The 14,231-nt window shown below is 70.2% G+C and carries 14 protein-coding genes; 4 read left to right on the top strand and 10 right to left on the bottom strand.

Translation table 11 applies throughout. From position 1 onward, the window contains the following. Positions 1–30 precede the first annotated feature (30 nt). The 6 genes from L3V18_RS07050 to L3V18_RS07025 all read right to left on the bottom strand — a co-directional run bounded on the left by L3V18_RS07050 (position 31) and on the right by L3V18_RS07025 (position 8,093). Complete coding sequence (locus tag L3V18_RS07050) at positions 31–267, bottom strand: hypothetical protein (RefSeq protein WP_237053974.1); 237 nt, start codon at positions 265–267, stop codon at positions 31–33. A 115-nt stretch (positions 268–382) separates the two neighbouring features. After that, positions 383–1,744 (bottom strand): amidohydrolase family protein, encoded by a 1,362-nt coding sequence (locus L3V18_RS07045; protein ID WP_237053973.1) that lies wholly within the window; start codon positions 1,742–1,744, stop codon positions 383–385. A 247-nt stretch (positions 1,745–1,991) separates the two neighbouring features. Further along, positions 1,992–5,213: an efflux RND transporter permease subunit gene (locus L3V18_RS07040; RefSeq protein ID WP_237053972.1), complete on the bottom strand. Its 3,222-nt coding sequence runs from the start codon at positions 5,211–5,213 to the stop codon at positions 1,992–1,994. Positions 5,214–5,223: 10 nt separating this feature from the next. After that, complete coding sequence (locus L3V18_RS07035; RefSeq protein WP_425493490.1) at positions 5,224–6,225, bottom strand: efflux RND transporter periplasmic adaptor subunit; 1,002 nt, start codon at positions 6,223–6,225, stop codon at positions 5,224–5,226. Positions 6,226–6,263: 38 nt separating this feature from the next. Further along, positions 6,264–7,583, bottom strand: a complete 1,320-nt coding sequence (locus L3V18_RS07030) for a TolC family protein (RefSeq protein ID WP_237053970.1) — start codon at positions 7,581–7,583, stop codon at positions 6,264–6,266. 78 nt (positions 7,584–7,661) lie between these two features. Continuing rightward, positions 7,662–8,093: a hypothetical protein gene (locus L3V18_RS07025; protein WP_237053969.1), complete on the bottom strand. Its 432-nt coding sequence runs from the start codon at positions 8,091–8,093 to the stop codon at positions 7,662–7,664. 356 nt (positions 8,094–8,449) lie between these two features. Between L3V18_RS07025 and L3V18_RS07020 the strand changes: the two genes are divergently transcribed. From L3V18_RS07020 to L3V18_RS07005, 4 genes are all read left to right on the top strand, one after another. Continuing rightward, complete coding sequence (locus L3V18_RS07020; protein ID WP_237053968.1) at positions 8,450–9,457, top strand: energy transducer TonB; 1,008 nt, start codon at positions 8,450–8,452, stop codon at positions 9,455–9,457. A 43-nt stretch (positions 9,458–9,500) separates the two neighbouring features. Then, positions 9,501–10,190, top strand: a complete 690-nt coding sequence (locus L3V18_RS07015; RefSeq protein WP_237053967.1) for an alpha/beta hydrolase — start codon at positions 9,501–9,503, stop codon at positions 10,188–10,190. Between the two features lie 215 nt (positions 10,191–10,405). Further along, the gene (locus L3V18_RS07010) at positions 10,406–11,134 is read left to right on the top strand and encodes a LytR/AlgR family response regulator transcription factor (RefSeq protein ID WP_237053966.1); all 729 of its coding nucleotides are present in this window, start codon (positions 10,406–10,408) and stop codon (positions 11,132–11,134) included. A 172-nt stretch (positions 11,135–11,306) separates the two neighbouring features. Beyond that, complete coding sequence (locus L3V18_RS07005; RefSeq protein WP_237053965.1) at positions 11,307–11,597, top strand: DUF6916 family protein; 291 nt, start codon at positions 11,307–11,309, stop codon at positions 11,595–11,597. Positions 11,598–11,628: 31 nt separating this feature from the next. On the opposite strand, the gene L3V18_RS07000 is transcribed toward L3V18_RS07005, so the two are convergent. The 4 genes from L3V18_RS07000 to L3V18_RS06985 all read right to left on the bottom strand — a co-directional run bounded on the left by L3V18_RS07000 (position 11,629) and on the right by L3V18_RS06985 (position 13,953). Then, the gene (locus L3V18_RS07000; protein WP_237053964.1) at positions 11,629–12,159 is read right to left on the bottom strand and encodes a GNAT family N-acetyltransferase; all 531 of its coding nucleotides are present in this window, start codon (positions 12,157–12,159) and stop codon (positions 11,629–11,631) included. Positions 12,160–12,188: 29 nt separating this feature from the next. Further along, complete coding sequence (locus L3V18_RS06995; RefSeq protein ID WP_237053963.1) at positions 12,189–12,731, bottom strand: phage tail protein; 543 nt, start codon at positions 12,729–12,731, stop codon at positions 12,189–12,191. 76 nt (positions 12,732–12,807) lie between these two features. Next, positions 12,808–13,338 (bottom strand): phage tail protein, encoded by a 531-nt coding sequence (locus tag L3V18_RS06990; RefSeq protein ID WP_237053962.1) that lies wholly within the window; start codon positions 13,336–13,338, stop codon positions 12,808–12,810. Between the two features lie 66 nt (positions 13,339–13,404). Beyond that, positions 13,405–13,953 (bottom strand): phage tail protein, encoded by a 549-nt coding sequence (locus tag L3V18_RS06985; RefSeq protein ID WP_237053961.1) that lies wholly within the window; start codon positions 13,951–13,953, stop codon positions 13,405–13,407. Positions 13,954–14,231: the final 278 nt, after the last annotated feature.

Genomic DNA, 14,231 nt, shown 5'->3' with positions numbered 1-14,231 from the left:
GGCCTGCCCGGTCGGCGCCTGAGTGGATGCTCAGGTCGCGAAGAAACGCCCGTGGACGAAGACAGCGGTCGCGATGGCGGCCACCCAGAAGGCCAGCCCGACCACTGCGCAGACGGCTTCTTCGGGGTCCGAGCGCGGACGGAACGCCTTCACGAGCGCGTAGCCGACGCCCTTGACCAGCAGTTCGAAGAATATTTCGACCAGGCAACGGCCGATGACGCGCAGGACGCCCCCGAGTACTTCGCCGACGATCTCGCCAACAGGCATGTTTCAGCTCTTCAGGAATGGGGGCCGCAGCCCACCGCGACACTGCACGGCGGCGCCGGTCGAGAAGTGCCGGCGTACGCGACCGGTGCGGACGATTCCGTCCAGGCGCCGATGGCTATCGCGGGCCAAGCTGGCCTTCCAGGCCGGCCACGAGTCTGCCGGGGTCGAAGCCGACGCCATCCTTGAACACCGCCTCGACGTTCCGGATTACCGAAGGCTCGGCGGCGAGGTCGCCGTCGAGGACGACGAGATCCGCCACGTAGCCGTTGGCGATACGGCCGCTCCCATCGCCGACGCCCAGTGCATCGGCGCCGTTGGCGGCGGCGATCCGCACCGCTTCGGGGACCGTGAACCCGGCTTCCACCAGCAGTTCGAAGCCGCGCTGGTTGCCGTATCCGGGCAATACGTGGCGTCCCGGGTCGGGACCCATGACCAGGCGTCCGCCCGCGTCGGCGAACATGCGCTCGAAGGCCATGAACTTGGCCAGCAGCGCCGGAGTCATCGAGGTATCGGCAGCGGTTTCCGCCAGGCGGGTCTGGCGCTCGTCGTAGGCCTGCCGCCACGCGGGCGACAGCAGCGCCAGGCTGCGTTCGTCGCCCTGGGGACGGTGCGGAAAATGCGACTCGATGATGGCCAGGGTCGAGGTCAGGGTGACCTGTTCGCGCACCAGCAGTCCGATCAGCTCGGCGACGCGCGGGTCGCCCAGCTGGATCGCGGCAACCGAGTGGCGGGTCGACACGCACTCGCCCTCGGGTTTGTCTTCGATGAAGTCGGCGGCCGAGATCAACCCGTGCTCGATGCTGTCGATTCCCATCAGCGCCGCTTCGCGGAAGGTGAGCGAGCACAGGTGCCCGGTGACCTTTCGCCCCTGAGCATGCGCTTCCTCGATCACCGCGGCCGCGATGTCCGGCTGGATGTGGCGGTAGAGCTTGAACCAGGTCGCGCCGTCCGCGGCCCATTCGCGTACGAGTTCCCGCGCCTGTTCCGCGCTGGCGGGTTTCGACATCGGCCCGTTGCCGTCGGGGCCGGTCAGGTACTGGGCGGTCGGGAAGATCGTCGGACCGACCGCTTCTCCGGCGTCGATCGCCCGCGCCAGCTTCGCCTCGGCTTCCGGCTCGGCACTGCCCGCGGTCTGCACCGTGGTCACGCCGCTGGCGAGCCAGAGGCGGGACGCGGCGCCGCCGATGAACGTGATGCCGGGCATGTGCGTGTGATCGTGCATGCCGACCAGGCCGGGCACGACGGTGTGGCCGCGCAGTTCGAGGATCCGGGCATGCGCGGGGACCGCCAGCGAGTCCGCCCCGCCGACACCGGCGATCCGACCGCCCTCGATCAGCACAGTCTGGTTGCGCCTGACCGCCGTTCCGGTCCCGTCGATCACGTCCACGCCGACCAGCGCGATCGCGGCGTCGTCGTAGGCGATGTACTCGCGGATGCTCGCGGAACGGGAGGTGCGATCTCCGGTGTCCGCGACCACGGCCGATATGCCGTCGGCCGTTTCGATCTGCTGCGCGCATGCGGGGAGCGCGGATCCGATGAGGAGGGCGATGGCGAGCCGTCGGATGGGGCGCAACCGGGTCGGCCGCGGTAGCGCGGCGTCGCCGGACGGGCGGGTCGATAGGCGGGGGAGACGGAGAAGGCGGGTCATGAAACAGCGCTGGATGGCATCGGTACCAGCCTAACCCAGCGGGCGCGGGTCGCCGAACGACCCGCGCCCGTCATCCTCACGCCGGCGTCGGTGAACCGCTGCCGCGATCGCCATCACCGTCGTCATCGCCACCGCGATGCAGCCAGCGATACAGCGCCGGCAGCACCAACAGGGTCAGCAGGGTCGAGGAAACGATGCCGCCGATCACCACGGTGGCCAGCGGCCGTTGCACCTCGGAACCGGCGCCGACGTTCAGCGCCATCGGCACGAAACCCAGCGACGCAACCAGCGCGGTCATCAATACCGGTCGCAGCCGTCCGAGCGCGCCGTCGACGATCGCGTCATCGAGACGATCGCCCTGTTCGCGCAGGCGGCGGATGAAGCTGATCATCACCAGGCCGTTGAGCACGGCGACGCCGGACAGGGCGATGAAGCCGACGCCGGCCGAGATCGACAGCGGGATCCCGCGGATCGCCAGCGCCAGCACGCCGCCGGTCAGCGCCAGCGGCACGCCGCTGAACACGATCGCGGCGTCGCGTGCGGAGCCGAACGCCCAGAACAGCAGCGCGAAGATCAGCATCAGCGTGACCGGCACCACGATCGCCAACCGCCGGCTCGCCGATATCAGCTGCTCGAAGCTGCCGCCGTAGTCGACCCAGTAGCCGGTCGGCAGCCTGACATCCGCATCGATGCGTTCGCGAAGTTCACCGACGAAGCCGGCCAGGTCGCGGTCGCGCACGTTGGCGGTGACCACGATCCGGCGTTTGCCGTTCTCGCGGTTGATCTGGTTCGGGCCGAGCCGGGATTCGATCTTCGCGACCTCGCGCAGCGGTACCGTGCCTGGCGCGCCCGTCCGCCAGTCGGCACTGCGGCTGGACTCGTCGGCGCGGATGCTGCCGTCGGCCGGCAGCGGGGTGCGCAACGGAATCGGCAGGTCGTGCAGCGCGGCCGGATCCTGCCGCGTGGCCTCGGGCAGGCGTACGACCAGGTCGAAGCGGCGGTCGCCTTCGAACAGCTGGCCGGCGACCTCGCCGCCGACCGCGGTGGCGACGGTGTCCTGCACGTCGACCGGATTCAGGCCGTACTGGGCGAGCGCGCGACGGTCCGGGGTCACGGTCAGCAGCGGCAGCCCGCCGACCGGTTCGACGCGCACGTCGCTGGCGCCCGGCACCATGGCCAGCACGTCGCGCACCTGCGCGGCGGTCGCGACCAGGATGTCCAGATCGTCGCCGTAGATCTTGACCGCGACGTCGGCGCGCACGCCCGAGATCAGCTCGTTGGTACGCATCTGGATCGGCTGGGTGAGCTCGTAGTTGTTGCCGGGAAGGGTCGCGATCGCATCGGCGATCTCCTCGACCAGCGCCTCCTTGGGTTTGCGCGGATCCGGCCAGGCCTCGCGCGGCTTCAGCATCACGAAGGTATCGGCGATCGACGGCGGCATGGGGTCGCTGGCGATCTCGGCGGTGCCGATCTTGGCGAACACCCGCTCGACCTCGGGGAAGCCCGCCAGGGTGCGCTCCAGCGTTTCCTGCATTGCCACCGACTGCGACAATCCGGTACCGGGGATGCGCATCGCCTGCACGGTCAGGTCGCCCTCGTCGAGGGTCGGCACGAATTCGGCGCCGAGCCGGGTCGCCAGCCAGCCGCAGCCGAGCACCAGCAATGCCGCCGCGGCGATCATCGGCATCCGCCAGCGCAGCGCGCGCGCCAGCAGCGGCGCGTAGCCGTGTCGCGCCCAGCGCATCAGACGGTTCTCGCGCTCGTCGACGCGGCCGCCGAGGAACGCGGCGACCGAGGCCGGCACGAAGGTCAGCGACAGCAGCATCGCGCCGGTCAGTGCCAGCACGACGGTGACCGCCATCGGGTGGAACATCTTTCCCTCGACCCCGTCCAACGCGAAGATCGGCAGGTACACCGCGGTGATGATGCCGACGCCGAACAGGCTGGGCCGGATCACCTCGACGGTGGCGCTGGCGGCGGTGTCCAGCCGTTCGCGCTCGTTCATCGGACGGCCGAGCGCATGCTGGGCCTCGCCGAAGCGACGCAGGCAGTTCTCGATGATGATCACCGCGCCGTCGACGATGAGGCCGAAATCGAGCGCACCCAGGCTCATCAGGTTGCCGGAGACTCCGCCGCGGACCATGCCGGTGATGGTGAACAGCATCGCCAGCGGAATCACCGCGGCGGTGATCAGTGCCGCGCGCACGTTTCCCAGCAGCAGGAACAGCACCACGATCACCAGCACGGCGCCTTCGACCAGGTTCCTGGAGACGGTGGCGATGGTGCGATCGACCAGGGCGGTGCGGTCGTAGACGGGCTCGGCGCGAACGCCATCGGGGAGGCTGGCGTTGGCGGCTTCCAGCCTGTCGGCCGCCGCGCGCGCGACCTCGCGGCTGTTGGCGCCGACCAGCATCACCACGGTGCCGATCACGACCTCGTGGCCGTTCTGGGTCGCGGCGCCGGTGCGCAGTTCGCGTCCTTCGTCGACGCCGGCGACGTCGCGGACCCGGATCGGCACGCCCTCGCGGCGATCGAGCACGATGTCGCGGATCGCCTCGAGGTCGTCGACCTGGCCCGGCACCCGCACCAGGTACTGCTCGCCATTGCGCTCGATGTAGCCGGCGCCGACGTTGCGGTTGTTGGCCGCCAGCGCATCGACGACGTCGGCGAGGGTGAAGCCCAGAGCCACCAGTCGCGCCGGATCGGGCGTGACATGGATCTCGCGTTCGAAGCCGCCGATCGTGTTGACTTCGGTGACGCCGGGCACGGTCCGCAGCTGCGGCCGGATCACCCAGTCCTGCAGCGTGCGCAGATCGGTCGGCGTGTACGCGCTGCCGTCCTCCCTGCGCGCATCGGGCGCGGCCTCGACCGTGTACATCAGGATCTCGCCCATGCCGGTCGCGACCGGGCCCATCTGCGGTTCCAGTCCCGGCGGCAGCTGCGACTTCAGCTGCTGCAGGCGCTCGGCGACCTGCTGGCGCGCGAAGTAGATATCGGTGCCGTCATCGAACACGACGGTGACCTGGGACAGCCCGTAGCGCGACAGCGAGCGGGTGTGGTCGAGTGCGGGCAGCCCGGCCAGTGCGGTCTCGATCGGGAAGGTGACGCGCTGTTCGGCCTCCAGCGGCGAGTAGCCGGGCGCCTCGGTGTTCACCTGCACCTGCACGTTGGTGATGTCGGGCGTCGCGTCGATCGGCAGGCGGGTGAAGTTCCAGGCACCGAGTGCGGCGAGTGCGAGGGTCAGCACCAGCATCAGCCAGCGGTGCGCGATCGCGAAGCGGATGATTCTTTCCAGCATGGCGCGGCTCCTAGTGGCTGTGCTCGGCGGCGGCCTTGCCGATGTCCGCCTTGACCAGGAAGCTCTGCTCGACCACGACTTCCTCGCCGGTTGCGACGCCGTCGAGGATCTCGGCGCGCTCGGCATCGCGGCGGCCGATGCGGACCGGCCGCGCGCGGTAGTCCTCGCCCTCGCGCACGTACACCACGTCGGTTTCGCCATCGCGTTGCAGCGCGCCCAGCGGTACCACCCGCTCGGCCTGGAAGCGTTCGACGACGACCCGCGCCCGTACCGCCGAGCCGGGGCGCCAGAGGCCGTCGCCGTTGGCGATCACCGCCCGCGCGACCGTGCTCTGGCTCGCGGTTGCGGTGCCCGGGAGGACCCGTTCGAGCACGGTCTGCGCCTGCACACCGTCGCTGATCCGGGTCACCGTTACCGGGGCGCCGGCGGCGATGTGGCCGGCGTCGGCGCCGAACACGTGCAGGTCGACCCACAGCTCAGACAGGTCGGCGACTTCGAACAGCGCCTGGCCTTCGCCGGCGACCGTGCCGACCGTGGCCGTGCGCGACAGCACCGTGCCGCCGAGCGGCGAAGCGACGGTGTAGGTCGACAGGCTGAGGTTGCTCTCGATCACCGCCAGCGTCTGGCCGGCACGGACGCGGTCGCCGGCGCGTGCATGCAGCGCGCGGATCGGTCCGGGATAGCGCGCCATCACCTCGGCGACGCGGCCGTCCACCGGAATCAGCAGGCCCTGGACTTCGTGGGCGTCGGCGATCTCTCCCGGGCCGACCGCCGCCACGCGGATGCCTGACGCCTCGGCGATGTCGGCGGGAATGCGGGTGCTGTCGTTGCCCTCGTCGTGACCGTCTTCGTCGTGACCGCCGGCCTCGCGCCGGTGGCCTTCGCCCTCGACATGATCCCCGCCCTGTCCGTGGCCGATGGGCTTCGTGGCGCCGGCGTCGGCCGCGGCGTTGACGTCGTCGCCGCTTCCGCAGGCGGCGAGTGCGGCGATCAGCAGGCCAATCGCCAGCATCGTGGCCGCACGTGTGGTGGTGCATCGGATCGGGATGTTCATCGTGCGTCTCCTTGCGTCAGGCCTGCCGCGACGCTGGCGTCGGGGTTCGCGGGAAGTGCCTCGGACGGCGTGTCGTCCAGGAACGTGCGACCGGTCAGGCGCTGGATCTCGATCAGGGCGCGCAGCGCATCGACCGCGGCATCGAGGCGTTGACGGCGGGCGGCGATGGTCTCGACCTGTGCCTGATTCCATTCCAGGTAGCTGGCCGCGCCGGCGCGGTAGGCGGTCGCGGTGGCGGCCGCGGCCCGCTCGAGCGCCGGTACGATCTCGTCGTCGAGGCGGGCGGCTTCCAGGCGGGCGCTGCGGTAGCGTCCGTGCGCGTCGACCAGGGTTGCGTAAAGCGACAGGTCGCCGGCCTCGCGCTCGATCTCCAGCGCGGCCAGCTCGGCCTGCGCGCCGCGGATCGCCGGGGCGGCCCGCGAGCGGCTGCCGAGCGGTATCGAGATCCCGGCGACCAGTCCCACGTCGTCGCCGTCGCCGAGCCGGCGCGCGCCGATCTGCCAGTCGATGTCGGTCACGGCCTCGCTACGGGCAAGCTGCAGCCGGGCTTCGCGGATGCGGCGTTCGTCGGCGAAGCGGCGCAGCTCGGGTGCGTCCTGCAGCCAGTCCGCGATCGTGTCCAGGTCGGCCAGTCGCGGCAGGCGCTGCAGGCCGTTCGCATCGATCGTGAACTGCGGATCGCGTACGCCCCAGAGTGCGGCCAGGTGCTGGCGTGCCGCGCCGGACTGTTGGGCGGCGCGTGCCTGTTCGAGTTCGGCGCGGGCCAGGGCGGCCTGCGCGCTCAACAGCACCGAGCGCGGCGAGGCGCCGGCCTGCAGTCGCCGGCGCGCGGCGTCGACCGCTTGCCGGCGCTGCGCGATGTCGAACCCGGCGATCGCCCGCCGCTGTTCGGCCGCCGCGACGGCCAGGTAGCGGCGTGCGGTCTCGGCGAGCAGGTCGAGCCGGCGCGCCTCGCGTTCGACCGCCAGTGCGTCCAGCCGACGCTCGGCGAGCGCGAGCCGTGCGGCCGGTTTGCCGCCGCGTTCGAGCACCGAGCCCAGGCTGAGGGTCAGGTCGGCCGCCTCCAGCCCGGCGGCCGTGCCGCTGCCGAACGCATTTTCCAGCTCGGCACCGGCGGTCAAAGGCGGTCGCAATGCGGCGCGCTCGCGTTCAGCGGCCAGGATGGCGACCCGGGAGTCGGCCAGGCGCAGGTCGGGATGGGTGTTGAGGACGCGCACGAATGCATCGTCCAGGCTCAGTCGCTCGCCGGCGCGGGACGGGCCCGCTGCCACGGCACAAGCGACGACAGCGGCGATGGCCGCGAGTCGCAGGAACATGGAGTCACTCCGAGAAGGGATGGAAGCGGATGCCGGCGCATGACCGGCGAGGACCTGTTTTCCCGACAGGTCCCAGGCTCATCCGGTGATCGGAGGGCGGAAGACGTCCTGGCTGCGGTGATCGGGAGCGGGTGCGGCGGCGTTCGCCGGGCCGGTGGCGTCGCCGGCGATCGCCGGCACCGTCATCGCGGCCGCCGGTACGCTCTGCGGCGACTGGCCGCAGCAATGGGCGAAATGCAGGAGTTCGTGCAGCAGGTTGCCGTCGTCGGACGGAGCGTCCGCGGGTGCATCCGACTGGAGACGGTGATCGACATGGACACCGTCGGAAGCGATGTCGTGATCGCCGTTCTGTCCAAGATGGAGATGCTGTCCACTCGGGTCATGCTGCAGTTCGTGGACCTCGCCGATCGAGGCCAGCACCGGTTTGGCCAGCACACCGAGCACCAGCAGCGCCAGCACGAGCAGGCGCTGCAGCGACAACGGGCGGACGGCATGGCGAAGGCGCAGCATGGCGCACACGGTACGTGGCGGGGCCCGAGTTACACAATTCCAGTGCCGCGCCCCCGCCGGATCGCGGTCGGCTTCCGCTCAGGTTCGCAGGGCCGGCCGTTGCAACGCGTGTCGCCAATCTGCCGCGGCGCCGTCACATGCTCTGCGTAGCCTGCGCACCTTCGCCGTGCCGGGCCTGTGGCCGCTCCTGGCTGCGTGCGGAGCAAACAGGAACGGGGGAAATCCATGTTGATGGTTCATCGGGCGGGAACGCTGCGCCGCGCGCACTCGAACGCGGCCTCTTCATATCGCGAAGGGATCGCCGTGTCCGGCCGGGATGGCGACGGATCCCGGCCGTTGGCGTGAGGGATGCGGCCATGGACCGTCGCGAACGCCGTTCCGTCGTCCGGGTGTCGATCGCTGCCGCATTGGCGATGGCCGGGTGTGCGCCCGCACCCGAAGACGCGGCAGTGCAGGCAGTGCCGGACTCCGCCGTGGTGGCCGAGGCATCCAACGCGCGCATCGCGGCGCTGGATCGCGGCGGCCTGCGCGAGCGGGCGACCGCGGCGCTGCGCGAGCGCCGCATTCATGCCCCGGCTGGGAACAATGCGGTCGAGTACTACCTGGTACTGCGCGACAAGGCGCCGGAAGACGCCAGCGTCGGTGCCGCACTGATCGAGCTGCAGCCTTACCTGCTGATCGCCGCCGAGCAGGCGCTGGCGCGAAGCGAGATCGCCGAGGCCGAGCGCCTGCTGGCATTGATGGGACGGGTCGACCCGAACGCGCCCGCATTGCCGCGACTGCGCAACGAACTGGCGGCCGCCAGTCAGGCCGTCGTCGATACGGCCGCCGCGCGGATGCGGGCCGAGCAGGCGCGCGCAACGACACAGGCCCCGTCGGCGCCGACGGCGTCGGCCGGGTCGCCGGGGCAGGCCGGACGCGCCGCGCCAGCGGCGGCGATGCTGGAGTTGCCGGTCTCCGTCGATCGGTCCGGGAACGCGTCCGATGCCGCAGTGGCAGTCGCTGATGTGTCCCTGTCGCCGGCACGCGTCGCTGCGGATGCAGAAGCATCGGCATCGCGAACCCGGGCGTCGGCGGTTCAGGCTGCGGTGGGATCGCCACCGCGGGTGCCGCGACTGGTTCGCGATGCGCCACCGCGCTATCCGATGATCGCGATGAGCCGGCGGATCGAGGGCCAGGTCAAGGTCGGCTTCACGATCGAGCCCGATGGCAGCGTGTCCTCGGTACGACTGCTGTCGGCGCAGCCGGCCGGCGTGTTCGAGGAAGCCGCGATCGAGGCGGCGCGGCGCTGGCGCTTCGAACCGGGTGGGCAGAGCGTGACCACCACCCGCACGCTCAACTTCGCATTGCCGCGCGGCGGTTGAGGGCACGGGTGGCAGGCGCCGCGGATGGCGGCGACAATGCCGCATGGATACCGTAACCCTGCTCGATAACGTCGAACACGAGACCGGCCCGTCGCCCCAGTGGAGCGTGCTGTGGCTGCACGGCCTCGGCGCCGATGGCCATGATTTCGCACCGATCGTGCCCGAACTGGTCCGCAAGGACTGGCCGGCGCTGCGCTTCGTGTTCCCGCACGCGCCGATACGCCCGGTCACGATCAACAATGGCGTGCCGATGCGCGCCTGGTACGACATCCGCGACATGAACCTGGCCCAGCGTGCCGACGAGGCCGGCGTCGACGCGTCGGTCGCCCAGGTCGAGGCGCTGATCGCGCGCGAGCGCGAGCGTGGGACGCCGCCTTCGCGGCTGCTGCTGGCCGGCTTCTCGCAGGGCGGTGCGATCGCGCTGGCGACGGGACTGCGGCGCGAGGTGCCGCTGGCCGGGCTGATCGCGCTGTCGACGTACCTGCCGATGGCCGAGCGGCTGGTCGGCGAGGTCACCGCGCAGGCGCCGTCGCAGCCGCTGTTCATGGCCCACGGCCAGTTCGACCCGGTGGTGCCGTATGCGGGCGGCGACGCCAGCGCCCGGGCATTGCGCGGGTTGGGCTTCAGCGTCGACTGGCATGCGTATCCGATGGCGCACCAGGTATGCGCCGAGCAGATCCGCGATCTCGGCGACTGGATGTCGCGGTTGTTCGCGCAGGCCGGTCCGCGCTGACCGTCGCCCGGGCGGGGCCGTTCGCAGGGCCCGTCCGCGTTTCTCCCGGACAGCAGTCGCAGCCGGGTCCGTTTTCCCCGGGAGGATGACCTCGGCCGGAGCGGGCAGTACTATCGGACCAACCCTGGAGTGGGGGCATGCAGCCGAACGGGCCTGAAAACGGGCATGATGCGGGGCATCGCAAGGGGGGCGAGGCGGGAGAGAACGTGGGGCCGATGAAGGTGGTCATTGCCGACGACGAGCCGCTGGCGCGCGAGCGCCTGCGCAGCCTGTTGGCCGATCAGGACGGGATCGAGGTGGTGGCCGAAGCCGGCGACGGCCACGATGCGCTGCATGCCTGCGCCGAGCACCAGCCCGATCTGATCCTGCTCGACATCGCGATGCCCGGCCTCGACGGACTGGAGACCGCGCATCACCTGGCCGCGTTCGAGCCGCGTCCGGCCGTGGTGTTCTGCACCGCCTACGACGCGCACGCGCTGTCGGCGTTCGAGGCCGAAGCGATCGACTATCTGGTCAAGCCGGTCCGGGCCGAGCGCCTGGCCGCGGCGCTGGAGCGGGTGCGGACCTTCGCCGCCGGCCGCCTGCAGGGTCGGGCCCGCCTCGACGGCCAGCGCCGTACCCATCTGTGCGCGCGCCTGCGCGGCAGCCTGCGGCTGATTCCGATCGAGGACGTGCACTACCTGCAGGCGGAGGAGAAGTACGTCGTCGTCCACCACGTCCACGGCGAGGACCTGATCGAGGAGTCGCTGAAGTCGCTGGAGGAGGAGTTCGGCGAACGCTTCGTGCGCATCCATCGCAACTGCCTGGTCGCGCGCTACGAGATCGTCGAACTGCGGCGCTGCCCGGACGGCCACGTGCAGGCGGTGCTGCGCCACGGCAAGCAGCCGCTGGAAGTCAGCCGCCGCTGCGTGGCCGGCGTGCGCGAGACGTTGAAGCATCTCTAGACGGGGTCGTGCCAGGGTCGTCCCGGGGGCGTCAGACATCATGCGTCCGGGGGGTATCCGGGTTATGTCGGGTCGTATGCCGCGCGCCGCGACCCGCGGACATGCTGTCAGCGGCACGCGGATCTCCGCGCCGGGCGGGGGCGCCGCGGCCATCATCGGAAATGGAGAGGGAATGGAACTGCTGACGTTGCAACACTTCGCGGGCTGCGTGAACGAGACGTTCTCGGCGTCTCTGAACGACATGGACGTGCCGTTCGTGCTGGTCGAGGCGCGGCCGTTGCAGAACGCGCCGGGGAACACCCCGCGAGCGCCGTTCTCGCTGCTGTTCCGCAACGGATCGGCGTTCCTGTTCCCGCAGCAGACCTATCAGATGCGCCATCCACGTGTCGGCGAGGTGGGCATCTTCCTGGTGCCGGTTGCGCAGGAGCGCGACGGCTTCCTCTATCAGGCGGTGTTCAACTGATCCGGCGCGGCGGAGCTTTCGGCGGCGCGATTCAGAAGTCGATGGCCGGTGGCGACCATCGCATCCGGTGGTGGGCCCCTTCGGTGGTGATGACGACGAAACCCAGGCGCTCGTAGAGCCGCCGCGCGGCCGGGTTGTGCACGGCCACGTGCAGATGCATGCCGCAGCCTTCGGCACATGCGTGCGCCTGCGAGGCGGCGATCAGCGCCGCGCCGATGCCTCGGTTGCGCCGCTCGGGCAACAGGCTGATGTCGACGATCAGGTGTTCGGGTGTGGAGCGATGCAGGTAATAGCGGCCGACCGGGCCGTCCGCATCCTCCACGATCAGGAAGTCGCCGTCGCCGTAGTGGGTGACGTAGTGCCGGTGCTGCAGATCGAATTGCTGATCCAGGAACGTTTGCCTGACCGCCTCGGGCCATGGCAGCTGCGCCATCTCCTGTGCGCGCGTGGCCGCGTACAGGCGGCGCAGCCAGGGCAGGTCGGGATCGGTCGCGTGCCGCAGCCGGAGCCCGCGCCCGGTCAGGGGCGCGGGTTGGATCGTGCGGTGCGGAAAGGACGGCAATCCCGCTGGCTGCGATGCCGTCGTCACGGTCAGGAGAGCGACGGGTACACGCCCACCAGCGCGATGCAGAAGTTCACGCCCAGGTAGGGCTGCCGGTTCTCGTGGGGCACATTGCCGCCGGCATTGGCGCCGATCATGTTCGGCGCCATCTGGGTGTTGGATGGCGGGCCGATGTAGGTCTTGGACGCGGTGCTGGACGCAAGGAACGACAGCCCGCCGTTGTCGACGGGAGAATGCGAGCCGCTGCCCGCCGCCGTCTGCGAGAACGCGTTGGCCCCGTGGTTGTGCATCGGGATCTGGCTCGTGGTGAGGGTGACCGCACTGGTCCCGAAGGACTCGCCCAGCGTACGCGGACTCAAGCCGGGACCCGGGCCCTGCTCGCAGCCGGCGCGGCCGGCGAAATTCGGCAGCTGGAACGTGGTCTGGCCGTTGCCGCCGTAGGTCGTGCCCAGCAGCGAGAACAGCGCGGTGTTCTGCGATATCGGCAGGGTGGCGCCGTTGCAGAACGCCCAGCCACGCGGGTTGAAGTTGAAGCCATACATCTGGATCTCGCCAATGAATGGATCGCTCATGTGCTGTCTCCGAAGGATGCCGCGCCGGATCACGCGGCCGCGCCTGCATGGCGCTGCGGGATGGGATCGGCCGGGATCAGGTCTGGCTCGGGTAGATGCCGTACAGGGCGATGCAGTACTGCGTCGTCAGTGTCGGCATGCAGTTCTCGTGGGGCTGGTTGCCGCCGTTGGGCCCTGTCATCTGCGGCGACATCGGCGCCGCGGTGTTGCCGGTGATCGTGTTCACGTAGAACGTATCGCCGCTGACGGTGCCGGGCAGCAGGGAGGAGCCGGGCGTGGTCGCGGTCGCCGCGGCCGTGGTCGCCGCCATCGGATGGGTATGCATCGGCATCTGCGTCGATATCAGCGTGACCGTTTCCGTGCCTGCGGCCTGGCCCATCGGGTAATAGCTCAGGCCCGTGCCCTGGCCCTGGTGGATCGGCAGCCGGCCGCGCAGGTCCGGAACCGCGAACGTGCTCTGGCCGTCGCCGCCGTAGGTCGTGCCGATCAGGTTGAACAGCGCGTCGTTTTGCGAGATCGGCAGCAGGCTGCCGTCGCAGGCCTGCCAGCCCGAGGGTGTGCGACCGAAGCCGAACATCCGGATCTCGCCGATGAAGGGTTGTGACATGGAAGCGCTCCTGTGCTGTGGACGCGCGCGCCGTGGGCACGCGGGTCGGAATCCGTCGGTTGTCGATCAGTTGCGCGAGGGAAAGATTCCGCTCAGCGCGATGCAGAAGTTGATCGTGTTGTACGGCTGGAGGTTCGGATGCGGCTGATTGCCGCCGGCGGTCGCGACCGACTGCGGGTTGAGCGTCACCAGGGGGCCGCTGGACGGACCATAGAGCGGCAGTGCGGGGCCGCTCGCATTGATGCTGGTCGCGAACATGCGGTTCGACGGGATCCGGTTGTCGCCGTCGCTGGTGGATGCGTTCACCGTGTGGGTGTGCGCTGGCAGGTTGTTCGCCAGCAGGGTGACGTTCTCCGAACCGGCCGCTTCGCCCATCTGCACCGGCGGCGGCTGCCAGGACGGGTCCACCGAGTCGGCATAGCCCACCGGAGTGCGGCTGCGCATGTCGGGCAGCGCGAAGTTGGTGGTGCCGTTGCCGCCGAACTGGGTGCCGAGCAGCGAGAACAGCGCCTGGTTCTGGCTGATCGGCAGCAGTTGTCCATTGCATTGCGCAAAATACTTTGGTGCGAAGTTGAAGCCGGCCATCATGATCTGACCGATGAAGAACTCGCTCATCGCCATCTCCCCTGGATTCGATGCGCGGCGCCTCGTGCGCCGCGGCGCCTACTCTGACCGGCCGGGCGCATCCCCACAAGAGCTGTGATGGGGGCGGCACTTCCAATTTGACCCTGACCCCTGTTTCAATGGGCGGCGACAGGGGGCGGGGTGGCCGGGGCATGGCCGGCCGGCGACGGGAATTGCGTTGGCAGACCCGGGCGCGTGCGCCCACGGTGTCACGGCAGATGCAGCATCCATCTAGGGGGCAAGGGACATGCACGACTCGATCCGGGTTG

The organism is Marilutibacter chinensis (assembly GCF_021725675.1).
Taxonomy (GTDB): domain Bacteria; phylum Pseudomonadota; class Gammaproteobacteria; order Xanthomonadales; family Xanthomonadaceae; genus Marilutibacter; species Marilutibacter chinensis.
This window is presented reverse-complemented; position numbering and strand designations above follow the sequence as displayed.